This is a genomic window from Roseateles depolymerans, assembly GCF_003387155.1.
GTDB classification, from domain to species: domain Bacteria; phylum Pseudomonadota; class Gammaproteobacteria; order Burkholderiales; family Burkholderiaceae_C; genus Roseateles; species Roseateles depolymerans.
Window position 1 is genome coordinate 34206 of the sequence record NZ_QUMT01000008.1, and the last position, 22659, is coordinate 56864.

The window sequence follows — 22659 nt, forward strand, 5'->3', positions numbered from 1 at the left end:
AGGAGAATCGCGCCATGAGCATCACAAGCACCGACCTGCTGGCCGCCCTGGGCGTGCCCGCCACCGCCTACACCGGCGGCTCCCTCACCGTCCGCAGCCCGATTGACGGCGCCGTCATCGGCGCGGTGACGGAAGCCAGCGGCGCGGCCATGACCGACGCCGTGGCCCGTGCCCACACCGCTTTCCTGGCCTGGCGCCAGGTGCCCGCGCCCAAGCGCGGTGAGCTGGTGCGCCTGTTCGGCGAGGAACTGCGCGCCCACAAGGCGAACCTGGCCCGTCTCGTGTCGCTGGAAGCCGGCAAGGTGACCAGCGAAGGCGAGGGCGAAGTGCAGGAGATGATCGACATCTGCGATTTCGCGGTCGGTCTGTCCCGCCAGCTCCACGGCCTGACCATCGCCAGCGAGCGGCCCGGCCACCGCATGATGGAGCAGTACCTGCCCTTGGGCGTGGTCGGCATCATTTCGGCGTTCAACTTCCCGGTGGCGGTGTGGGCGTGGAACTCGGCGCTGGCCCTGGTCTGCGGCGACACCTGCGTCTGGAAACCCAGCGAGAAGACGCCGCTGACCGCCCTGGCCACCCAGGCGCTGTTCAACAAGGCGGTGGCCCGCTATGCAGGCGCGCCGGACCATCTGTCCCAGGTGGTGATCGGCGGCGCGGCCGTCGGCGAAGCGCTGGTGGACGACTCCCGCGTCGCGCTGGTCTCGGCGACCGGGTCCACCCGGATGGGTCGCGCCGTCGGTCCTCGCGTGGCGGCGCGCTTTGGCCGCTGCCTGCTGGAGCTGGGCGGCAACAACGCCATCATCGTCACGCCCAGCGCCGACCTGGACCTGGCCGTGCGCGGCATCCTGTTCGGCGCCTACGGCACGGCCGGTCAGCGTTGCACGACCACCCGGCGCGTCATTGCGCATGAGTCCATCCACGACGAGCTGGTCCAGCGACTGGAGCGCGCCCGGGCCCAGCTCAAGATCGGCAGCCCGATCGAAGCCGGCAATCTCATTGGCCCGCTGATCGACAAGGCCGCCTTTGACGCCATGCAGTCGGCCCTGGCTGCCGCGCGCGAGCAGGGCGGTGAGGTGACCGGCGGTGAACGTGCGCTGGCCTCGCGGTATCCGGAAGCCTGGTATGCGGTCCCCGCGCTGGTCCGCATGCCGGCGCAGACCGAGGTGGTGCGTCAGGAAACCTTCGCGCCCATTCTCTACACGCTGAAGTACAAGACGCTGGACGAAGCCATTGCCCTGCAGAACGACGTCCCGCAAGGGCTGTCCTCGGCCATCTTCACCAACGACATCCGTGAGGCCGAGACCTTTGTCAGCGCCACCGGCTCGGACTGCGGCATCGCCAACGTCAACATCGGCACGTCCGGTGCGGAAATCGGCGGCGCCTTTGGCGGCGAGAAGGAAACCGGCGGTGGACGCGAGTCCGGCTCGGATGCGTGGAAGGCCTACATGCGCCGCACCACCAACACCGTCAACTATTCGCGCGAGCTGCCGCTGGCGCAGGGTGTGAAGTTCGATGTCTGAGATCAGCACCGGCGCGGCCGTTCCTGCCACGGGCACGGCCTTCGAAACCAGCGGGGTGTATCGACTGCTGACGGTGGCCCTGGGCGAGGTCCCGGCCCGTCAGGCGTTTGCCCAGCTCGACGTGGTGCCGGCGCTGCTGCGTCCGGTGAGCGAGACGGTGAGCCGTGCGGAACTGGCGCAGGCGCTGAACATGGCGCTGTTCCTGGACGTCACGCGCCGTGTGCCGATGGCCTCGGCCTATGTGGCGGACCTGCAGCGGGCCGGCCAGCGGCTGGTGTTTGACCACGGCGCCTTGCGCACCGTGGCCTGGCCCAGCGGTGCGCTGCCGCCCGGGGAGGCCTCGATCACCCGGGTGCTGCGGCCCCTGGGCTTCGAGCTGGCCGCCACCTATCCGCTGACGAAGCTGAAGATGACCGGCCGTGCGTGGCGACATGCGGATCTGCCGGAGGACATCGCCCAGTACTTCGTGTCGGAGCTGCATCCGGAGCGCTTCTCCGACGCCTTCCAGGCGACGGTGACCCGCGTGCTGGCGACTTCGCAAGACCCGCTGTCTCCGTCGGACCTGGCGCTGCTGGAACAGCTGGCGCGAGACCGTCAGTTGCCGCGGGCGTCCGCCGAAGTGCTGCTGCCGCATCTGATCGCCTGCTTTGCTCGCCACCATGGCCTGTTCGAGGCGGACGACTATCAGGCCCTGCTGAGCGAGTCGGCCGAGATGGCCTGGATCTCGACGGAAGGCAATGCGTTCAACCATGCGACGGACCGCGTGGCCGATGTAGCCGCCGTGGCGCAGGCCCAGCGCGATCTGGGCCGGCCGGTGAAGGACAGCATCGAAACCTCGGCCACCGGCCGGGTGCGCCAGACCGCTTTCCGCGCGGCGCGGGTGATGCGTGAATTCCATGACCGTGGGCAGCGGGTGATGCTCGAAGTCCCGGGCAGCTTTCACGAGTTCATCCAGCGCGAACCGTTGCCGGGCTCGACCGCCCTGGACCTGGCCTTTGACGCTGGCAATGCCACCGGCATCTTCAAGATGACGGCGGGCCAGGCAGCAGGTCAGACAGCGGGCCAGGCGGCTGCGGACGAGGCGCCTGCATGCTGAGCGCCTTGCTGGCACAGGCCCGCGGCCTGTGCGGCGATGCGCAGGTGCAGGCCGGCGACGGCATCGAAGCCCGGTATCTGCAGCCGGCGCGTTATGGCGCGGGCCAGGCCGCGGGCATGGTGCGTCCCGCCACGGTGACGGAAGTTTCCGCGCTGATGACGCTGGCGGCCGAGCATGGCGCCCGTGTCATTGCGCAGGGGGCGCATACGGGGCTCGTGCGCGCGGGTACCCCCACCGACGCCTCGCGAGACCTGCTGCTGAGCACCGAACGGCTCAAGCAGGTGTTCGAACTGGATCTGCTGGACCGCACGGTGCGGCTGTCCGCGGGGTTCCGGTTGTCGGAGCTGAATGAGCGTCTGGCCGAACACGGACTCTGGTTCCCGGTGGACCTGAGTGCCGACCCCAGCATTGGCGGCATGCTCGCGCACAACACGGGCGGCACGCGGATGTTGCGATACGGGGATGTGCGGGCCAACACGCTGGGCCTGGAGGTGGTGCTGGCGGAGCCGGCCGGTCAGGTGCTGCGTTGTGGCCAGGGTCTGCAGAAGGACAACTCGGCCCTGGCGCTGGGCCATCTGTTCATCGGGTCGTCCGGCAGCCTGGGGGTGATCACCGAAGCGACGCTCAAGCTCAGCCCGTTGCCGCGTCAGCGGGCCGTGGCGCTGGTGGCACCAAGCGGGCTGGGGCCGGTGTTTCCGCTCTACCAGACGGTGATGCAGCGATGGGGTGTGCTGGTCTCTGCCTTCGAAGGCATCAGCCGCGCCGCCCTGGAGGCCGGACTGCACGGGCAGGATCCGTCTCGCTGGTTCAGTGGGACGCTGCCCGACTACGCGCTGCTGATCGAGCTCAGCAGTGAGTTGCCCGCAGAGCAGCTGGACCTGAACGGCCTGTTGCAGGGCTGGCTGGAGTCCGAATTCGAAAGCGGCCGGGTGGCCGATGCCGTGCTGGATGCCGACGAGGCCATCTGGGGCCTGCGGCATCGCATCAGCGAAGGGTTGCGGGCGCAGGGCAAGGTCATCGGGCTCGATCTGTCCTTGCCGCGCCGGGCCTTCATGGTGTTTCGCGAGGAGGGCTCCGCCTGGCTCGCGCTGCATCACCCGCAAATGCGCCTGGCGGATTTCGGTCACCTGGGGGATGGCGGCATGCACTTCAACATGGTGTGGCCGACGGAGGCGGGACCGCTGGCGCCTGCGCAAGAGCTGGCCCTGCGGGAAGGCTTGTACCGGCTGGTGGCGGCGCACGGCGGATCCATCAGTGCCGAGCATGGGGTGGGGCCTCAATTGCAGCAGGCCTATGCGGCCCACTGGCGCCAGGTCTCGCCCGCGACCCTGGAATGGGCGAAGCGCGTACAAGTTCTCTTTGATCCGCACGGTCGATTGGGAAGCACGCATTGGGGCGGATAAAAACGCTTGCCAACCATTGAACCTGTGCTAAAGTCTAATTCTTCGCTGATCGACGCAAGAAACAAGTGCCGCTAGACAAATAGCGGTGGTTGTTGAGGGTGGCGAGTGGTGAATAAATCCTGAAAGCCCAGGTGGCGGAATTGGTAGACGCACTAGTTTCAGGTACTAGCGGGTAACTCCGTGGAGGTTCGAGTCCTCTCCTGGGCACCAAATCTGAAAAGGGGTCAGCGAAAGCTGACCCCTTTTCCCATTCTGACGCCCAGGAAGTGATGTCCAGTGGACATCACGCGAGGACTCGAATGGTTTGGACCGTGAGGTCCAAACCGGGGTCGCGCTTGCGTGACCGAGTCCTCCAACGCAGTGCACGGACGAGCGGCCTCCCCCCAGCGCTCCAACCCGCCCCCCGTACCGAGCCCCCCACCCCCGCGCACGAACCCCCGGCATTGCGCCAAAATCCCCGCATGCCCAAACCCGCCACCATCATCGACGTCGCCCGTGAGGCGGGGGTGTCGATCAAGACTGTCTCCCGCGTCGTGAATCGTGAGGCAGGCGTGCATGCCGAGACGCGGGAGCAGGTGGAGCGGGTCATGGCCCGTCTCAATTACCGGCCCAAGCAATCCGCCCGGAGCTTGGCGGGTGGGCGGTCCTTCCTGATTGGGCTGCTCTACTACGACCCCAGCGCGGCCTTTGTCGGCGGCGTCCAGCAAGGCGCCACGCTGCGCTGCCGCGAGGCCGGCTATCACCTGGTGGTCGAATCCCTGCACAACGACGCCCCCGACCTGCCGATGCAGGTGGACCGCATGGTCTCTGCGCTGCGGCCGGACGGCATGATCCTCACGCCGCCGCTGTGCGACAACCCTCAAGTGCTGCAAGCCCTGCGCGACAGCCAGACCCCTTGTGTGCTGATCTCCCCGGCGGCCGACAACCCCGAGCATCCGAGTGTCCGCATGGACGATGTGCATGCGGCGGAAGAGATCACCAACCTATTGATCAGCCTGGGCCACCAGCGCATCGCCATCATCAAGGGCGCGCGCGACCAGGTGGCGTCCAAGCGCCGCTACCAGGGGTATGCCGCCGCGCTCAAGGCCCACGGCATTGCATTGGACAAGGACATGGTGGTGCAGGGCGACTTCACCTTCCCAACGGGCGTGGAGGCGGCCTATCAATTGCTGAGCCGGCGCCAGCGCCCCACGGCGGTGTTTGCCAGCAATGACGAAATGGCGCTGGGTGTGCTGGTGGCGGCGCAGCGCCTGGGCCTGGAAGTGCCGGGTGACCTGTCGATTGCCGGCTTTGACGACACACCTGCCGCCGCACGAGTCTGGCCACCGTTGACGACGGTGCGTCAGCCGATGGATGAGATGGCGCGTGCGGCCGTGGACCTGCTGGTTGGGACCCGGGGCGGGGAGGGGGCTGCTCAGGAGGGCGGTGCTGGGGGGCAGCACCGGGTGCTCAAGCATGAGCTGATCGTCCGCGATTCAACGGCGGCCTCGGTGGACAAGCCGACCCGCGCGCGCAAGGCGTCCTGAGCTGCGACACAGCGGTGCTGCGGTGCAGTGATGCTCTCCGGCGTCAATCTGCTGAACCGCTGAACCGCCGATTCACGCCGCCATCTTCAACCCAGCCCGACTGAGCATCGTCTCAATCAGATCCCGATGCCGAGGCAGATCCCGCACCGCATGCTGCCCCAGCTGCGCGATCATGCCGAACTCCTTGCGCGCATCCTCTGCCCGCTGCAGCGGCGCGCGTGCCGCGTCCAGCTGCGTCTCGTATTCCATGCCGTAGAGCACATACTGCCAACTTGCCGGCAAATACATCTCCACATCGGTGATGAAGTCCAGCCGCTGCGGCGGCCGCTGGCGCCACATGGCCAGCTTGTCCTTCAGGCTGTCCGGATGCGTGGCCGGATCTGCGTTGTCGCGCCAGAAGGCCGTGTCCCGACGCTTCGTCAGCGCATAGTGCAGTTTGATGAAGTCCACGATGCGGGCATACCGCTCGGCCATGAAGCGGTTGAAATGTCGTGCCACCGGCGCCGTGTCCCCATCGAACGGAAACAGCTGCGCAATCAGATAGGCCGCGGTCTCAATCAACCCGATGCCGGACGATTCCAGCGGCTCCAGGAAGCCGCCGGACAGCCCCACCGCCACGCAGTTCTTCACCCATTGGGTCTCGCGATACCCGACATTGAGCGTGAGCTTGCGCGGACTCAGCGCGTCTGAGGCCGGGCCGATATAGCGGCGCAGCTCCCGCTCCGCCTGCTCGTCATCCGTATGGCGACTGCTGTAGACATGCCCGATGCCGCGGCGCTCCTGCAGCCCGATGTCCCAGATCCAGCCATTGCGCTGCGCGGTGGACAAGGTGCAGGACGCAATGGGCGCATCCGGCCGCGCATACGGCACCTGCATTGCCAGCGCGCGATCGACAAACAGCACGTCGTTCAGCGAGGTGAACGACGAGCCGAGCGCCTGCCCGATCAGCCGCGCATGAAAGCCGCTGCAATCCACATAAAGCCCGGCGCGCAGCACGCCAGCCTCCCGAGTCACGACAGCCGCAATGGCGCCCTGCTCGTCGAGCTCCACCTGGTCCACTGTGGCAATCACCCGCTTCACGCCCAGCGACTGCGCCTGTTCGGCCAGCAAGCCGGCAAAGCGTCCAGCGTCGAAGTGATAGGCGTAGTTCAGCGCACCCAGGTAGTCGCCGTCGGTGGGGCGCTTGGGCCCGTGGCGTGCATCGACCACGGCCTTTTGCAGCGTCACCGCCTCGGCGAATGCCCGGTCCGGCCCGGCCTCGCCCATCAGCCAGTAGGGCAGCAGCTCTGGCGCACCGGGACGCTGGCTGGGCAGGCTGAAGGGGTGGAAGTAGTGATCGCGACCGGATTCCCCAGGTCCGCGGTCGTTCACCGGCGGGCGCACCCAGTCATTGAACTGCACCCCCTGTTTGAAGGTGGCGGAACAAGCCTGCAGGAACCGCGATTCGGAGATGCCGATCGCCGACAGCGTCCCCCGGATCGAGGGAAACGTCCCTTCCCCCACGCCGATGATGCCGATGTCGCTGGACTCCACCAGCGTGATCCGGACGCCGCCGTGCGCGGTGCCCAGTTGCTGGGCGAGGAAGGCGGCTGTCAGCCATCCGGCTGTCCCACCCCCAACAATCAGAATGTCTTCAATCGCCTTCATGCCGAGGTGTCTCCGTGTTTGTGCTGTGTTGTGCAAAGGCATCAGTCGAGCGGCAGGCCCGTGTCCATCGGCTCTGCGGCCGCTCTTCGATCACGGGACCCACTACGGGTAAATGATAGTGCCCGAAATGACAACGATGTCAATCTTCCCGTTGACAACGTTGTCAGCGATTGCCTAGGATGCCTGCAAACGACAAGAACAACGTTCAAGAGCTTTCAGAGCCACCCAGGAGACAACATGACATCAGCTTCGTCCCGCAGGCCCGCCATCGGGCTGGTCACCCCCGTCCAACTCGCCGTGCTCGCCTTGATGGCGGGGACTGTGCAGGCCCAGCAGGCCTCCGAAACGCCGGCATCACAAACTGTCGCCCAGGCAGCGCCGCAGCAGGACACCGCGCCGCAGAGCGGCACCGCCACCACCACCGCCGACGGCAAGCAGGCCCTGCCGCAAGTGCTGGTGACGGCCACCAAGCGTGCCACCTCGCTGCAAAAGACCCCGGTCTCGGTGACCGCCATCAATGCCCAGACCCTGGAAGACAACCATGTGAAGAGCATGCTTGACGTCTTCAATCTGGTGCCCAGCATGCAGGGCACTGGCCAGGGGGACCACGGCATCGTCAGCATCACACTGCGCGGCATTGGCAACGACAGCGCCAAGACCGAATATGCCGACCCGGAAGTTGCCCTGTTCGTGGACGGCGTGTTTGCGCCGCGTCCGGAAGGCGCCGCCACCATGCTGTTCGACCTGGACGGCATCGAAGTGCTGCGCGGCCCGCAAGGCACGCTGTGGGGCCGCAACTCCACCGTCGGCACCATCAACATGAAGACGGCCAAGCCGGTGCTGCGCGACACCTCCGGCTATGTCGAAGGCGGCGTCGGCAACTATGCCCGCATGGGCATCAAGGGCGCGGTCAACATCCCGCTGGGCGACACGGTCGCGGCGCGCGTGGCCTTTGCCCATGAGCAGCATGACGGCTACGTCTCCTACCAGCGTCCTCCCAACATCTCCCTGGCGTCGCAGCAGGCGGCCTATGCGGCCTACGTGGCCGGCGGCGGCACGGCCGTCGGTTTCCAGCCGATCAACACCAGCCTGTTCGTCCAGGGCGGCGACAAGTACAACGCCCAGAACCAGACCGCGGCGCGCCTGAGCTTCCTGGTCAAGCCCAGCGACAAGCTGCGCTGGGACGTGTCCCTGGAGCAGTTCGCCGACCGCGGCACACCGTCGATGAGCCTGATGCAGACGCCTCGCGAAGGTGAGAAGTTCTGGTCGGCCCTGATCGACACCGCGCCCTCGCTCAAGCGGGACTCCACCTCCATCCGCAGCCGCCTGGAGTACGACCTGGGCGGCATGGCCCTGGCCTATGTGGCGGGCTACACCCACTTCAAGGGATCGGGCACCTACGACCAGGACTTCGGCGTCAACGTGCCCACCAGCTTCACCACCGGCGGCCCGCAACAGGCCGACAACACGGTGTGGAGCAAGTACACCAGCCACAGCCATGAAGTGACGCTGCAAAGCAATGAGCGTCAGACCATCGACTGGGTGCTGGGCCTGTACTACGCCGCGGAAGACAACGGCATCCGCTTCGACATCCCCATCATGAACGGTACCCAGCAGGGCACCGTGAACTGGCAGGGTTCCTTCATCCAGCCCAAGGAAACGGTGGACTCCACCGCCGCCTTTGGCCAGGCGACCTGGAACCTGACCGAAGCCTTCCACGTGACCGGCGGCCTGCGCTACACCCATGACGACCGCAAGAACAAGGGCGGCCGTGGCTGGTTCTGGGCGGGCAATGCGGCAGCGCCACAGATTCCGCTGAATCCATCGGTGGACCCGACGATCCCTGCCAACGGCTACACCGCGGGCAACATCAACGATGCCCACTACACCGGCAACAAGACCACCTGGCTGGCCCGCGCGGCATATGACCTGAACAAGACCACCATGGTCTACGGCAGCGTCTCCACCGGCTACAAGTCCGGCGGCACGGGTGACGGCGGCCTGCCGTACGGCCCCGAGACGCTGACCAACTACGAAGTCGGCTACAAGGCCACGCTGTGGGACGGGCGCATGACCTTCAATGCCAGCGCCTATCACATGAAGTTCAAGGACTTCCAGTTCAGCGCCCCGGTCATCGTCAACGGCAACCGCCAGTTCGCCTACAGCAATGCCGAAGGTGCGAAGGTCTCCGGCCTGGAGCTGGAAACCGCCGTGCTGATCACGCCGGACGACAAGCTGCAGTTCAGCGCCAGCTACACCAAGACGAAGCTGGGACAGCTGGTGGCGTCCTCCAACGACTACGCCCTGCCGGCCTGCTTCGATGCAACGCTGGGCGGCAACTGCGTGAACGTGACCGGCAATGAACTGCCCCATGCCCCCAAGGTGGCGCTGCAGCTCATGTATGAGCACAACATTCCGTTGTCCAACGGGGATGCCGTGGCACCGCGCATCAGCTTCCACTACCAGAGCGCGAACTGGTTGTCGGTGTTCAACCTCGGCGACGGAGACCGCCAGAAGGCGTATTCGACGGCCGACATCGCGGTCCGCTACAGCTCGAAGCGCAACTGGTATGCCGACCTCTACGTCCGCAACGTGAGCGACGAAAAGATCAAGACCAGTGCAGGCAGTGCCGGCAGCTACGCCAACCCGATCTGGGTGGCGCAATACGCCGCACCGCGCACCTTCGGCCTGAACGCGGGCTACAACTTCTGACGGGCTGGTGAAGGGAGCGTGTCCGGTCCGTCCTTGTTTCTCCTGCACAGCACCGCCTTGCTTGAGGGCGATGGCGGGCCGTGCCGCTCCCTGCCTTTGACTCCGCCATGAACAGAAAGACCATGCAGCCTTCCGACGCCACGCCCGCGACCGATACCGCCCTCATCCGCGACCTGATTGCGACCCTGCCCGCCGGCTTCCAGTGGGGCTCGGCCACCAGCGCCGCGCAGATCGAGGGCGCCGCCCGCGAGGACGGCAAGGGCGAGTCGATCTGGGACCGTTTTTGCGCCCAGCCCGGCCGCATCAAGGACGCTTCCAACATCGACGTCGCCTGCGACCACTATCACCGCTACGGGGAGGATGTGGACCTTATGAAGTGGCTGGGCCTGGACGCCTACCGCTTCTCCTTCGCCTGGCCCCGCGTGCAGCCGCTGGGCCGCGGCGCATGGAATGAAGCCGGCTTTGCCTTTTATGACCGGCTGATCGACAAGCTGCTGGAAGCGGGCATCCGTCCGCATGCCACGCTCTATCACTGGGACCTGCCGCAGGCGCTGGACGACGGCATCGGCGGCTGGCTCTCCCGCGATGTCGTGCCGCTGTTTGCTGACTACGCCGCCGAGGTGGCGCGTCGCTTCGGCGACCGGCTGGGCAGCATTGCCACCCTCAATGAACCCTGGTGCTCCGCGACGCTGGGCTACGAGACCGCGCAGTTCGCACCCGGCCACACCAGCCGGGCGGAAGCAGCGCAGGTGTCGCACCATCTGCTGATGGCGCACGGCGCGGCCATCCAGGCGATGCGGGCGGTCGGGTCCAAGGCGGAGCTGGGCATCGTGCTGAATTTCACCCCGTCCTTCCCGGCCGAGCCGCTGCTGGAGGCGGACCGCCGCGCGGCCCGCATCGATGATGGCCTGAGCACCCGCTGGTACATGGACCCGGTCTTCCGCGGCCAGTATCCGGCCGATGTCATCGAATACCTGGGCGCCGATGCACCCAAGATCCAGCCGGGTGACCTGGCACTGATCCAGCAGCCGCTGGACTTCCTGGGGGTGAACTTCTACACCCGCAGCTTCATCAGTACCCAGCAGCCGGCCGTGGCCCCACCCGGGGAACTCGGCTTCACCGACATGGGCTGGGAGATCTATCCGCAGGCGCTGACCCAGCATCTGCTGCGCATTACCCGCGAGTACACGCCGCCGCCGCTCTACATCACCGAGAACGGCATGGCCAATGCCGACAGCGTGGTGAACGGAACGGTGCCGGACAAGGAGCGCATCGCCTATCTGCGCAGCCATCTCTCGGCGCTGGCGCAGGCGGTGGCGCTGGGGGCGGATGTCCGCGGCTACTTCTACTGGAGCCTGCTGGACAACTTCGAATGGAACTCCGGCTACCTCAAGCGCTTCGGCCTGTTCCACGTCGACTATGCGACGCAGCAGCGGCTGGCCAAGGACAGCGCGCACTGGTATCGCGACGTGATCCGGCAATACCGGCAGCCGTGAGGGGCGGCAGCGCTGATGCGCTGATGCGCTGATGCGCTGAGCTTCACCCAAACAAAGGGGCCTCGCCATCCATGCGGATCGCGAGGCCCCTTCTTTTGGCGGGACGCCCGGGCCGCGCTCATGCGCCCCGCCCGGGCCAAGGTCCTCACCAGATGCGGATACGGTCTTCCGGCGCCTTGTACATCTTGTCGCCCTGGCGGGTCTTGAAGGCGTCATGGAAGCCGTCGTGGTTCACCGCAGCGCCATTGGCCCGGAAGGCCGGCGGCGAGTGCGGGTCCACCGTCAGCAGCGTCAGCTCGCGCTCTTCGCGGGTCTTCTGGCGCCAGGCCTGCGCCCAGCCCATGAAGAAGCGCTGCTCACCGGTGTAGCCATCGATCACTGGCGACGGTTTGCCCCCCAGCGAGCGCAGGTAGGCCTTGTAGGCGATCTGCAGGCCGGAGAGGTCGGCAATGTTCTCGCCCAGGGTCAGCTTGCCGTTCACATGCTTGCCGGGGATGGGCTCGTAGCCGTCGTACTGCGCCACCAGGCGCGCACCGATCGCGTCGAAGGCCTTGCGGTCTTCGTCGGTCCACCAGTTGCGCAGCGCGCCGTTGCCGTCGAACTGGCTGCCCTGGTCGTCGAAGCCGTGGCTGATCTCGTGGCCGATGACCGCGCCGATGGCGCCGTAGTTCACCGCATCATCCGCCTTCGGGTTGTAGAAGGGCGGCTGCAGGATGGCGGCCGGGAACACGATCTCGTTCATCGTGGGGTTGTAGTAGGCATTGACGGTCTGCGGCGTCATCAGCCAGTCGCGGCGGTCCACCGGCTTGCTGGCCATGGCGGCCTTGCGTTGCCATTCGAACTGCGCGGCGCGGGTGTCGTTGCCCAGCGCGTCACCGGCCCGCACCTCCAGCTTGCTGTAGTCGCGCCAGGTGTCCGGGTACGCGATCTTGATCATGTACTTGGACAGCTTGTCCTGCGCCTGCGCCTTGGTGGCGGGCGTCATCCAGCTCAGGCCGTCGATCGAGGTCTTGTAGGCGGCCAGCAGGTTGTTGACCAGGTCCAGCATGCGGGCCTTGTCGGCGGCGGGGAAGTAGCGCTTCACGTACTCCTGGCCCACGGCCTCGCCCAGCGCGGCGTTGACCTGGTCCACGCCCTTCTGCCAGCGCGCCTGCTCGGTCTTCAGGCCGCTCAGCGCCCGGCCGTGGAACGCGAAATGCGCCTCGCGGAAGGGCTTGGGCAGCACCTCGGCATGGTTGTCCAGGGTGTGCAGGGTCAGGTAGAGCTTCCAGTCGTCCAGCGAGGCGTCACCCAGCAGCTTGGCCGCCGCGGTGAAGTAACTCGGCTGCAGCACCACCAGCTTGTCCAGTTGCGGCAGCGAGGCGGCGGCGAGGTAGGCCTTCCAGTCGAAGCCGGGCGCCTTGGCGGCCAGTTCGTCCGGCGTCATGGGGTTGTAGACCTTGGTCGGTTCGCGCAGGTCCACCTTGTCCCACTGCACCTCCGCCAGACTGCGCTCCAGCGCCAGCACACGCCGGGCGGCGTCGGCCGGATCCTTCAGGCCGGCGTGGCGGGCAAGGGTCTCGAGATAGTTGCTGTAGGCGCCCAGTGCCTTGGCCAGACGTTCGTCGTCCTTCTTCAGGTAGTAATCCCGGTCCGGCAGACCCAGGCCGGCCTGGCCTGCCTGCAGACGGTTGGTGCCCGGCTCGGCATAGTCGGCCTCGATGTCCAGGCCCACCGGCGTGTTGACGACGCCGCTGGCCTTGCCCATCCAGGCGGCCAGTTGCTCGCGGGATTGGATGGCGTTGATGCTGTCGAGCATCGGGCGCAGCGGGGCCAGGCCCGCCTTGTCGATTGCGGCGGTGTCCAGGAAGGCCTTGTAGTAGTCGCCAATCTTCTGGTCATTGCCGGTCTTGGCCTTCTTGGCGGCCAGTTCCTCGGCGATGCTGCGCACCCGCTTGTCCGTCATGTCGGCCAGCACGGTGAAGGCGCCGAAAGACGACTTGTCGTTCGGGATGACGGTGTGGGCGAGCCAGTGGCCATTGGCGGCCAGGAAGAGGTCGTCCTGCGGGCGGGCGGTCTTGTCCGCGCCGGACAGGTCCAGGCCCGACTGCGGAGGAGCGGCCATGGCAAGGGCGGCGAACTGCATCGCGGTCGCCAGCAGGGTCAGACGGATGGCTTTTTTCATCACAAGCGCATGAAAGGAGTGCGGGCAAGCCCGGCGGAACTTCCAGCCTATGCCAAAAGACAGGGTCTGCCAAAAGCCATGAGTCCCGCAGTTGCAGGGGAGGGCGCCGGCCGCACTGCGATACTTGGGACACAACAGGACCGCCGGAGCCGGTCGCGCGCTGCGCGCCGCCCCCCGGCAGAGCCAGGAGAATGTGTGGAGACACTGCAGATCACAACCGATGCCCGCGGCGTGGCCCGGGTGCTGATGAACCGGCCGGAGGTGTTCAACGCCTTCAACGAGGCCATGATTGCCGAGCTGACCGACGCCTTCGACCGGCTGGGGCAGGACCCCACGGTGCGGGTGGTCGTGCTGGCGGGGCAGGGCAAGGCCTTCAGCGCCGGCGCCGACATCCAGTGGATGAAACGCGCCGCCGAAGCCTCACAGGACTGGAACCTGGAGGATGCCCGCAAGTTTGCCGCCATGCTCGACGGGCTGGCCCGCTGCCCCAAGCCGACCGTGGCCCAGGTGCACGGCGTGGCGCTGGGCGGCGGGGTTGGGTTGACGCTGGCCTGCGACCTGGCGATTGCGTCCGAAGGGGCGCAGTTTGCGGTCAGCGAGGCGCGCTTTGGCATCCTGCCGTCGGTGATCGGCCCTTATGTGGTGAATGCGGTGGGACCGCGGCATGCCCGTCGCCTCGCGCTGACCGCCAGCCGCATCGGCGCGCAGGAGGCGCTGCAGCTGGGCCTGGTGCAGCAGGTGGTGTCGCCGGATGCGCTGGAGGCCGCCGTGCAGGCGTGCATCCACGACCTGCTGGCCGGCGGCCCGCAAGCCCAGACGGAGATCAAGCGGCTGATGACGCAGCTGTCGGTCGGCCCGATCACGCCGCAGGTGCGGGAGCTGACGGCCCAGACCATTGCCCGGGTGCGCACCGGCGCGGAAGCCCGGGACGGCTTTGCGGCCTTCCTGGCCAAGCAGCCGGCGCCGTGGGTGCCGCCGCCGACGAAGGACTGAGCAGTCGGGGCTGAGCACTCAGGACGGAGACCGTCCCGAGGACCTGACGCCGTGGGGCTTGACGCCCTGCTGGAAGGACCCGTCAGGGCCGGACCGACCGGCGACCCGGACGCCTCGGGCCCGGCCCGGCGCTGCCGGCGCGTTCCACGATGACCGAGTTGAAAGGCCCCCCCGATGGGAGGCCGCTGAGGAGACATGCAATGACAGCAGCACACAAGCCCTGGCGAATCACGACCGCCGCCCCTGCGGACGCTCCGGTCGCGGTGATCGGCGCCGGCGTGATGGGCGCCGGCATCGCCCAGGTGGCGGCCCAGGCCGGGCATCCGGTGCAACTGATGGACCTGCGGGAGGGCGCAGCGCAAGCGGCGATCGACAAGATCGGGCAGGCCCTGGCCGCGCTGGTCAGCAAGGGCCGGATGGCGGACGAGGAACGTACGGCGGTGATGGCGCGTCTGCGTCCGGCCGCCTCCGTGGACGACCTGGCCGACGCAGCGCTGGTGGTGGAAGTGATCATCGAGCAACTGGCACCGAAGCAGGCGCTGCTCAAGGCGCTCGACACGCTGCTGCCGGCGGACGCGCTGATTGCGTCGAACACCTCGTCCATCAGCATCACCGCCCTGGCCAACGGCATGACCACGCCGCAGCGGCTGGTGGGCATGCACTTCTTCAATCCGGTGCCGCTGATGAAGCTGGTGGAGGTGGTGTGGGGCGCCGAAACCGACCCGGACGCTGCCCAGGCCATCGACGCCCTGGCCCGGCGCTGGAACAAGACGCCGGTGCATGCGAAGTCCACGCCCGGTTTCATCGTGAACCGGATTGCACGGCCGTATTACGCCGAGAGCCTTCAGGTCCTGCAGGAGCAGGGGGCCACCCCCGCGGTGGTGGACCGCGCGCTGCGCGGGGCCGGCTTTCGCATGGGCCCGTGCGAGCTGATGGACCTGATCGGCCACGACACCAATGCGCTGGTGACCCAGTCGGTGTTCGAGGCGAACTTCGGCGACAAGCGCTTCCAGCCGTCCCTGGTCCAGCGGGCGCTGGTGGATGGCGGCCGGTTGGGGCGCAAGGTCGGCAAGGGGTTTTATGAGGGGGTGCCGCAGGCCGCGCCTCCAGTCCCCGTCCCCACGACCCCGGCGCCCGCCGTGACGCTCTGTGGCCAGGGCCCGCTGGTCGAGCATCTGGCCGGCTGGCTGGCCCATCGGGGGCTGACGGTGGCGACGGCACCCGAGGCGGGCTGGCAGGGGCTGGCGCTGGAAGGCCTGGAGCTGCACCTGACCGACGGCCGCTGCGCTGCAGAACTGGCCCACCATCGGCAGCAGCCGGCCCTGGCCGTGATGGACTGGCCGGTGGCGCCGGACCGGGCGGACGGTCTGGCCGTCGCGTTCGGACCGAAGGTGACCGAGGCCCAGCAGGCGATGGCCGCTGAGCTGCTTCGCCATCTGGGCTGGGAGCTGCTGACCCTGCGGGACATCCCCGGACTGGTGGTGGCCCGCACGATTGCCATGCTGGTCAACGAAGCGGCCGATGCGGTCTGGCAGGGAGTCTGCGACGCGCCGGCCGCCGACACGGCGATGAAGCTGGGCGTGAACTATCCGGCCGGCCCGTTCGAATGGCTGGAGCAACTGGGTGCGCCCACCGTTGTGCAACTGCTGGAGGGGCTGTTCACCAGTTACCGCAGCGAGCGCTATCGGGTGAGCCCGCTGCTGAAGCATCGGCTCTGGGCTGCCTGACGGTCGAGGCTGAGGCTGAGGCTGACCGCTGACCGCGACGCTGACCGCTGGCGTCGGAACGCAGCACGCGCCCCAAAGAAAAACGCCGCGGCGGCGAACCGCGGCGGCGTTGATCGAAGGCGCGGTGCGCCGTTCAGAGCAGCATGCGCAGGTGAGCCTGAGCCTGCAGCAGCGGCGGCAGGCAGTGCTCGACCATCTGTTCCATGCTCATGCGCGAGGCATGCACGCTGATGGCCATCGCGGCGACGGTGTCGCCCTTGTAGTTCTTCAGCGGCACGCTCACCGAACGCAGGCCCTGTTCCAGTTCCTGGTCGATCAGCGCATAACCCTGGGCGCGGGCGCGGGCGATCTCGATGCGCAGGCGCTCCGGATGGGTGATGGTGTGCGGCGTCAGGGCGTTGAGTTCCTGGCGGGCGATGAAGGCATCCACATCGGCTTGCGACTGGGCGGCCAGCAGCACGCGGCCGTTGGCGGTGCAGTAAGCCGGCACGCGGGTGCCAGGTTGCAGCGTGGGCGACACGACGCGGCCGGCGCTGGTGGCCGAGATGCAGATCACGTCATTGCCGTCCAGCACGCCGGCCGAGCTGGCTTCCTTCATCGCATAGGCCAGCTTGTGCAGCTCGGGCTCGATGATGCGCGGCAGACGGGCGGAGTGCATGTAGCTCTGGCCCAGGCGCAGCACCTTGGGGGTCAGGGCAAACATCTTGCGGTCCTGGGAGACGAAGCCCAGGTGGGTCAGCGTCAGCAGGTAACGGCGGGCGGCGGCGCGGGTCAGGCCCGTGCGGCCGGCCACTTCACTGATGGTCAGGCGCGGACGTTCCTGGTCGAAAGCCTCGATGACGGCCAGGCCCTTTTCGAGGCCGGCCACCAGATCCCGCTTCAGCGGGCCGGTACGGACTTCTTCCGTGGGGGCGTCGGGAATGACCGCAGCGGTCAGTTCGTCGTCTAGGGAGCGTTCAGCGGACATGGTAAACCGTTTGTGCGTTTAACGCCCAAATCTGCTGGGCGTGGGCAGGAGATGCCCGTCACTATAGGGACAACCCTGTGAAGTATCTTTGCCAGGGCCATTGTTTCCAACGCTATCCGCACGAACATGCACCATGCTGGTGATTTCAAGACGATATGCGCCCGGCACCCACACGAAATGGGTGATCAAGGGCGGCAATCGCAAATCAGGGCGCAGGAGCGGGCAGGTGACGGGCGATTGGCAACAAGAAATGACGAGGGGGACCTATGAAAAGTGGTCATGCCGCTCATATATGAGCGGTATGCGCCACCAGACGCCGTCAGTATCCCATGCGATGTGCGATTACCGCTTCCCCGAATGGGACCGTTGTCATGACAATTTTTCAGCGTCCGCTGACTTTTGCTCATGATTGGCTTACGCGTACGGCTGCGCGTGGGACGCCCAAACGCCCCCCGAAAGGGTGAGGCGACGCGCTCAGCGTCGCTCTGGACCGCTCAGACCCGCTCGATGACCACCGCAATCCCCTGGCCGACGCCGATGCACATCGTGCACAGGGCATACCGGCCCCCGGTGCGCTGCAGTTGGTGGGCAGCGGTGGCCACCAGCCGCGCGCCGCTGGCCCCCAGCGGATGGCCCAGGGCAATGGCCCCGCCGTTCGGATTGACGCGGGGGTCGTCGTCCTGCAGCCCCAGGTCGCGCAGAACGGCAAGCCCCTGCGCCGCAAACGCCTCGTTGAGCTCGATGACGTCCATCTGCGCCAGCGTCAGGCCCACCTGGGCCAGCACCTTGCGGCTGGCCGGCGCCGGGCCGATGCCCATGATGCGCGGTGGCACGCCCGCCGTGGCCATGCCCAGCACCCGCGCCTGCGGCGTCAGGCCATGGCGTCGCACCCCTTCTTCGCTGGCCATCAGCAGGGCCACGCTCCCGTCGTTGACGCCGGAGGCATTGCCCGCCGTCACGCTGCCGTCGGGACGCACCACGCCTTTCAGACGTGCCAGCGCCTCCAGGCTGGTCTCCCGGGGATGCTCGTCCTGGCTGACGACGATGGGCTCGCCCTTTTTCTGCGGCAGGGTGACCGGGCAGATCTCCTCGGCCAGGAAGCCGCTGCGCTGCGCCGCCAGGGCCTTGGTCTGACTGGCCAGGGCCATGCGGTCCTGCGCTTCGCGTTCGATGCCGAAGTCGGTGGCGACGTTTTCAGCGGTCTCCGGCATCGCGTCCACGCCGTACTGCGCCTTCATCTGCGGATTCACGAAGCGCCAGCCGATGGTGGTGTCGTAGAGCGCGCTGCTGCGCGAAAAAGCGGACTCGGCCTTGGGCATGACGAAGGGGGCGCGGCTCATGCTTTCCACACCACCGGCGATCATCAAGTGGGCCTCGCCGCTGCGCAGCGCCCGGGCGGCGGTGCCCACGGCATCCATGCCGGAGCCGCAGAGCCGGTTGAGCGTCATGCCGGGCACGTCCACGGGAAGGCCCGCCAGCAGCGCGGCCATGCGGGCGACGTTTCGGTTGTCTTCGCCGGCCTGGTTGGCGCAGCCATACAGCACGTCATCCACCGCGCTCCAGTCCAGGCCCGGATGCCGTGCGATGAGCGCCCGGATCGGCACGGCAGCCAGATCATCCGCACGAACCGTTGCAAGGGCGCCCGCATAGCGACCAAAGGGCGTCCGCTGTGCGTCACAAATGTAGGCAAACATGACAGTCTCCGGAATCTTTATGAGAATGGTGGGTCGGGAACGATCATAGGGGGGCAGGGGAAAAAGCTGTGACAAGTTGCACGCAAGCGGTTGGAACGTCCGCCGTGTCGCGCTGCAGACGCGAAATTGGCTTAACTTCCGCCCCTCTCCAGCCGAAGCACGGATGAGGGCGGAAACCCTGTGGAATCAAAATGAAGGACAAGTCGGCCGATCCGTTGATCGATGTCAGCCAGCTCAAGGTGGGGATGTTCATCCACCTGGACCTGGGCTGGATGTCGCACCCGTTCCCGCTGAGCAGTTTCAAGCTCAGCTCGGAAGAGCAACTGCTGATCCTTCGCCGGCTGGGCCTCAAACAGGTGCGCTGGAGCCCCAGCCGCAGCGACCTGCCGCTGGAAGCGGCCCCGATGCCGGCCGTGCCTGCGCCGGCCGCCGCGCCCACGGCCGCGGCCGCGGACAACGACCCTGAAAAAGACCAGCACCGTCTGGCGTTGGCACAGCAGCGGGAAGCCCTGCTGCTGTGCGAGCGTCAATATGCGGAAGCCGCCTCGGCCCTGCGTGAATTGATGGACCTGGTGCCCCGCGAGCCGGTGAATGCCAAGGACCGCTCCGCCGCTCTGTCCCGCGCGCTGCTGGACAAGATGCTGGTGGAGGGCGACATCAACATCCGCCTGCTCAATGAAGGCGCCGGCGACCGGGCATCGGCCCATGCGCTGAACGTGGCCATCATCTCGATGCTGCTGGGCCGGGCCTTTGGCCTGGGCAACGAGGAACTGGCCGACCTGGGCCAGGGCGCGCTGCTGCACGACCTGGGCAAGCTGGAGCTGACCCCGCGCTTTCGCCATCGTGACGAGAGCTTCACCGTGGCCGAAGTGCAGGCCTATCAGCAGCACGTGGCCAAGGGCGTGGCGCTGGCGCAGAAGATGGGCGTCAGTGCCGCCCCGCTGCTGGTCATCGCGCAGCATCATGAACATGCGGACGGCAGCGGCTTCCCGCAGCATCTCAATGCCGATCGGATGAGCATTCTGGCCCGCATCGTCGCCTTGGTGAACCGCTTCGACGGGCTGTGCAATCCGCTGATCGCCGCCAAGGCCATGACGCCGCACGAGGCGCTGTCGCTGATGTTCGCGCAGGGGCGCAGCCGCTTCGACGCCACCATGCTCAATGCCTTCATCCGCATGATGGGTGTGTATCCCCCTGGCTCGGCGGTGCAGTTGACCGACGACCGTTATGCGCTGGTGGTGGCGGTGAACTCCTCCCGTCCGCTCAAGCCCAAGGTCATGGTGCACGACGCCAAGGTGCCGCGTGACGAGGCCCTGCTGTTGAACCTGGAAGAGATGCCGGACCTGGGCATCCGCCGCAGCCTCAAGCCGCAGCAACTGCCTCGCGCCTCGATGGACTACCTGTCGCCGCGTGGCCGTATCGCCTACTTCTTCGAACCCGCCAATCCGTCGCAGTCCCGGGAGCTGGCCGCGTGAAACCGGTGCGTCCTGCTCGCGGCGCCGCACAGGCGCCGGAGGGCCCGTCGGACCTCGTATCCCCGGCAGTCCTCCTGAACCCGTCCTTCCTGCGCCTGATCGATGGCCTGCAGGAAGCGGTCTGGCTGGTCTGTGCCCGCACCCATGCGGTGGTGGCGGTGAACGCCGCCTCCCAGGCTTTGCTGGGCCTGGACGCTCGGGACCTGGTCGGCAGCCAGATCGAGTCGCTGGCGGCCACGCCGGAAGATGCGCTGTTCTGGATGGACGCCGCCATCGGCCGCCGGGAGCCGCTGCACACCGACACCATGATGCGCCATGCCGACGGCCGCATGCTGTGGGTGTCCCGGCGCATCAGCCATGTGCCGCAGCCCGAAGGACACGGCCTGTGGCTGGTGGCCATGCGGGACCAGACCCAGCAGCGCCACCACGACGAGGAGCGTGAAACCCTGCTCGCCGAGCTGCGCGCCACGCTGGAATCGACCGCCGACGGCATCCTGGTGACCGACCTGGCCGGACGCATCCGCAGCTTCAACCAGCGGCTGGCCTCGCTGTGGGGCATCCCCGAGGACCTGCTCAACGAACGCAATGACGACGCGGTGCAGGCCTGGATGCGTCGCAGCGTGGTGGACGGCCAGGGCTATGCGATGCGGCTGACCGCCATCCAGGAATCCCCGCTGCTGCACACCAGCGACAACATCAAGCTGATCGACGGGCGGGTGATGGAGCGGGTCTCGCTGCCGCAATGGAGCCGCGGACGGCCAATTGGCCGGGTCTATTCCTTCCGCGACCTGAGCGAGAAACTGGCGGCCCGCCAGCGCATCGAGGAGCTGTCCCACAACGACATGCTCACCAGCCTGCCCAACCGCCGCGCGCTGCTGGAGCGGGTGGACTATGCGCAGGCCATGGCCCGGCGCGAGGCCTCGCCGTTTGCGCTGCTCAATGTCGACCTGGACCGCTTCAAGCAGATCAACGACACCCTCGGCCATTCCTACGGCGACCGCGTCATCAAGGAAGTGGCCGTGCGGCTGAAGGAATCGCTGCGGGAAGTGGACACCGTGGCCCGGCTGGACGGCGATGAATTCGCGCTGCTGATCCACCAGGCCGATGCCCGGGGCGCCGAACATGCGGCCCGCCGGGTGCAGGAAGCGATGTCGCGGCCCTTCAGCTTCGACACGCTGAGCTTCACCGTCACCTGCAGCATCGGCATTGCGCTGTTCCCCGGCGACGGTGCGAGCGCCGACGACCTGCTGGCCAGCGCCGAGCGGGCCATGCACTGGGTCAAGGAAAGCGGCCGCAGTGCCTTCCGTTTCCACCAGCCTCGCAAGGATGTGGACCTGCTCTCGCGCATGCGGCTGGACCATGCCATGCGGCGCGCGCTGCAGGAGGGCGAGTTCCGGCTGCACTTCCAGCCCCAGATCGCGGTGGACAGCGGCGCGCTGATCGGCGCGGAAGCCTTGATCCGCTGGCGGGACCCGCATCGGGGCGATGTGCCGCCTTCGGAGTTCATCCCCGTGGCGGAAGAAAGCGGCTTCATCATCGCCATCGGCCAATGGGTGCTGCAGCAGGCGGTGGCGCAGGCGGCCGACTGGCTGAAGAAGGGCCTGCGGGTGCCGGTGGCCGTCAACGTCTCGGCGCTGCAGTTCCAGCAACCGCAGTTCGTGGACACCGTGGCTCAGACCCTGCGCGCCGCACAGCTGCCGCCAGACCTGCTGGAGCTGGAGCTGACCGAGTCGGTGCTGCTGCGTGACGCGGACGAAGCGCTGCACCGCATGCAGGCGCTGTCCGAGCTGGGGCTGCAACTGGCGATCGATGATTTCGGCACCGGGTATTCCAGCCTGGGCTACCTCAAACGTTTCCCCATCCAGCGACTGAAGGTGGACCGAAGCTTCGTCAAGGGCCTGCCGGGCGATGCGAGCGACGAGGGCATCGTCAATGCCATCGTGCAGATGGGGCGGGCGCTGAAGCTCCAGGTCATCGCCGAGGGCGTGGAGACCGAGGACCAACTGGCCTTCCTGGCGCGCTGCGGCTGCCAGGAATACCAGGGCTTCCTGTGCGCGCCGGCGCTGGATCCGCGCAGCTTCGAGCATCGCTTCAAGCCGGCCGACGCCATCGGTACGCCCCCGGCGGCGCACGCGTCGGCAAAGCCGGTGCCCGTGTCCGCCGCCGAGCCGGTGGCCGGCCCTTCCAAGCCGACAGTGCGTCTGGTGCGCGGCGCCTGAGGGCACAATGCATGTAGGCC

The 22659-nt window shown here is 67.3% G+C and carries 15 protein-coding genes and 1 tRNA gene; 12 read left to right on the plus strand and 4 right to left on the minus strand.

The window, feature by feature from the left end:
- The first annotated feature begins 14 nt into the window (after window positions 1-14).
- From amaB to DES44_RS23815, 5 genes are all read left to right on the plus strand, one after another.
- Window positions 15-1520, plus strand: coding sequence for an L-piperidine-6-carboxylate dehydrogenase (gene amaB, locus DES44_RS23795; RefSeq protein WP_058936789.1), 1506 nt, complete (start codon window positions 15-17; stop codon window positions 1518-1520).
- Window positions 1513-2616 (plus strand): 2-oxoadipate dioxygenase/decarboxylase family protein, encoded by a 1104-nt coding sequence (locus tag DES44_RS23800; protein ID WP_083525912.1) that lies wholly within the window; start codon window positions 1513-1515, stop codon window positions 2614-2616. The genes amaB and DES44_RS23800 overlap by 8 nt, the downstream gene beginning before the upstream one ends.
- The gene (locus DES44_RS23805) at window positions 2610-4019 is read left to right on the plus strand and encodes an FAD-binding oxidoreductase (protein WP_058936788.1); all 1410 of its coding nucleotides are present in this window, start codon (window positions 2610-2612) and stop codon (window positions 4017-4019) included. Before DES44_RS23800 ends, DES44_RS23805 begins: the two co-directional genes overlap by 7 nt.
- A gap of 125 nt (window positions 4020-4144) precedes the next feature.
- Window positions 4145-4229, plus strand: a tRNA-Leu gene (locus DES44_RS23810).
- Between the two features lie 251 nt (window positions 4230-4480).
- Window positions 4481-5545, plus strand: coding sequence for a LacI family DNA-binding transcriptional regulator (locus DES44_RS23815; RefSeq protein ID WP_058936787.1), 1065 nt, complete (start codon window positions 4481-4483; stop codon window positions 5543-5545).
- Between the two features lie 72 nt (window positions 5546-5617).
- Here DES44_RS23815 and DES44_RS23820 read toward each other — a convergent pair whose 3' ends face one another.
- On the minus strand, window positions 5618-7192 hold the full coding sequence (locus DES44_RS23820) for a tryptophan halogenase family protein (RefSeq protein ID WP_058936786.1): 1575 nt from the start codon (window positions 7190-7192) through the stop codon (window positions 5618-5620).
- 237 nt (window positions 7193-7429) lie between these two features.
- Here DES44_RS23820 and DES44_RS23825 point away from each other — a divergent pair, with 237 nt between their 5' ends.
- Both DES44_RS23825 and DES44_RS23830 read left to right on the plus strand, forming a co-directional pair.
- Entirely contained in the window at window positions 7430-9904 is a 2475-nt protein-coding gene (locus tag DES44_RS23825) for a TonB-dependent receptor (RefSeq protein ID WP_058936785.1), read from the plus strand.
- A 107-nt stretch (window positions 9905-10011) separates the two neighbouring features.
- The gene (locus tag DES44_RS23830; protein WP_232309862.1) at window positions 10012-11400 is read left to right on the plus strand and encodes a GH1 family beta-glucosidase; all 1389 of its coding nucleotides are present in this window, start codon (window positions 10012-10014) and stop codon (window positions 11398-11400) included.
- A 145-nt stretch (window positions 11401-11545) separates the two neighbouring features.
- Here the strand turns inward: DES44_RS23830 and DES44_RS23835 are convergent, their stop codons facing one another.
- Entirely contained in the window at window positions 11546-13564 is a 2019-nt protein-coding gene (locus DES44_RS23835; RefSeq protein WP_058936784.1) for a M13 family metallopeptidase, read from the minus strand.
- Window positions 13565-13759: 195 nt separating this feature from the next.
- On the opposite strand from DES44_RS23835, the gene DES44_RS23840 reads away from it, so the two are divergent.
- Entirely contained in the window at window positions 13760-14557 is a 798-nt protein-coding gene (locus DES44_RS23840; RefSeq protein WP_232309861.1) for an enoyl-CoA hydratase-related protein, read from the plus strand.
- 200 nt (window positions 14558-14757) lie between these two features.
- Window positions 14758-16284 carry a 3-hydroxyacyl-CoA dehydrogenase gene (locus tag DES44_RS23845; protein ID WP_058936783.1) on the plus strand — a complete coding sequence of 509 codons (1527 nt, stop codon included), beginning with the start codon at window positions 14758-14760 and terminating at the stop codon, window positions 16282-16284.
- A 133-nt stretch (window positions 16285-16417) separates the two neighbouring features.
- On the opposite strand, the gene DES44_RS23850 is transcribed toward DES44_RS23845, so the two are convergent.
- Entirely contained in the window at window positions 16418-17251 is an 834-nt protein-coding gene (locus DES44_RS23850) for an IclR family transcriptional regulator domain-containing protein (RefSeq protein WP_058936782.1), read from the minus strand.
- 133 nt (window positions 17252-17384) lie between these two features.
- Between DES44_RS23850 and DES44_RS24890 the strand changes: the two genes are divergently transcribed.
- The gene (locus DES44_RS24890; RefSeq protein ID WP_147307208.1) at window positions 17385-17660 is read left to right on the plus strand and encodes a hypothetical protein; all 276 of its coding nucleotides are present in this window, start codon (window positions 17385-17387) and stop codon (window positions 17658-17660) included.
- An 85-nt stretch (window positions 17661-17745) separates the two neighbouring features.
- On the opposite strand, the gene pcaF is transcribed toward DES44_RS24890, so the two are convergent.
- Complete coding sequence (gene pcaF / locus DES44_RS23855) at window positions 17746-18945, minus strand: 3-oxoadipyl-CoA thiolase (RefSeq protein WP_058936781.1); 1200 nt, start codon at window positions 18943-18945, stop codon at window positions 17746-17748.
- A 191-nt stretch (window positions 18946-19136) separates the two neighbouring features.
- Here pcaF and DES44_RS23860 point away from each other — a divergent pair, with 191 nt between their 5' ends.
- Both DES44_RS23860 and DES44_RS23865 read left to right on the plus strand, forming a co-directional pair.
- Window positions 19137-20420: an HD-GYP domain-containing protein gene (locus tag DES44_RS23860; protein WP_058936780.1), complete on the plus strand. Its 1284-nt coding sequence runs from the start codon at window positions 19137-19139 to the stop codon at window positions 20418-20420.
- Complete coding sequence (locus tag DES44_RS23865) at window positions 20417-22639, plus strand: putative bifunctional diguanylate cyclase/phosphodiesterase (RefSeq protein ID WP_232309860.1); 2223 nt, start codon at window positions 20417-20419, stop codon at window positions 22637-22639. Before DES44_RS23860 ends, DES44_RS23865 begins: the two co-directional genes overlap by 4 nt.
- The last annotated feature ends 20 nt before the right edge of the window (window positions 22640-22659 follow it).

Excerpts from the sequence above, each read along its gene's own strand:
- DES44_RS23805 (WP_058936788.1), top strand. The coding sequence starts at position 2,610 with ATGCTGAGCGCCTTGCTGGCACAGGCCCGCGGCCTGTGCGGCGATGCG.
- DES44_RS23825 (WP_058936785.1), top strand. The coding sequence starts at position 7,430 with ATGACATCAGCTTCGTCCCGCAGGCCCGCCATCGGGCTGGTCACCCCC.
- DES44_RS23800 (WP_083525912.1), top strand. The coding sequence starts at position 1,513 with ATGTCTGAGATCAGCACCGGCGCGGCCGTTCCTGCCACGGGCACGGCC.
- DES44_RS23820 (WP_058936786.1), bottom strand. The coding sequence starts at position 7,192 with ATGAAGGCGATTGAAGACATTCTGATTGTTGGGGGTGGGACAGCCGGA.
- pcaF (WP_058936781.1), bottom strand. The coding sequence starts at position 18,945 with ATGTTTGCCTACATTTGTGACGCACAGCGGACGCCCTTTGGTCGCTAT.
- DES44_RS23850 (WP_058936782.1), bottom strand. The coding sequence starts at position 17,251 with ATGTCCGCTGAACGCTCCCTAGACGACGAACTGACCGCTGCGGTCATT.
- DES44_RS23835 (WP_058936784.1), bottom strand. The coding sequence starts at position 13,564 with ATGAAAAAAGCCATCCGTCTGACCCTGCTGGCGACCGCGATGCAGTTC.
- DES44_RS24890 (WP_147307208.1), top strand. The coding sequence starts at position 17,385 with ATGCTGGTGATTTCAAGACGATATGCGCCCGGCACCCACACGAAATGG.
- DES44_RS23860 (WP_058936780.1), top strand. The coding sequence starts at position 19,137 with ATGAAGGACAAGTCGGCCGATCCGTTGATCGATGTCAGCCAGCTCAAG.
- DES44_RS23830 (WP_232309862.1), top strand. The coding sequence starts at position 10,012 with ATGAACAGAAAGACCATGCAGCCTTCCGACGCCACGCCCGCGACCGAT.
- DES44_RS23815 (WP_058936787.1), top strand. The coding sequence starts at position 4,481 with ATGCCCAAACCCGCCACCATCATCGACGTCGCCCGTGAGGCGGGGGTG.
- DES44_RS23845 (WP_058936783.1), top strand. The coding sequence starts at position 14,758 with ATGACAGCAGCACACAAGCCCTGGCGAATCACGACCGCCGCCCCTGCG.
- amaB (WP_058936789.1), top strand. The coding sequence starts at position 15 with ATGAGCATCACAAGCACCGACCTGCTGGCCGCCCTGGGCGTGCCCGCC.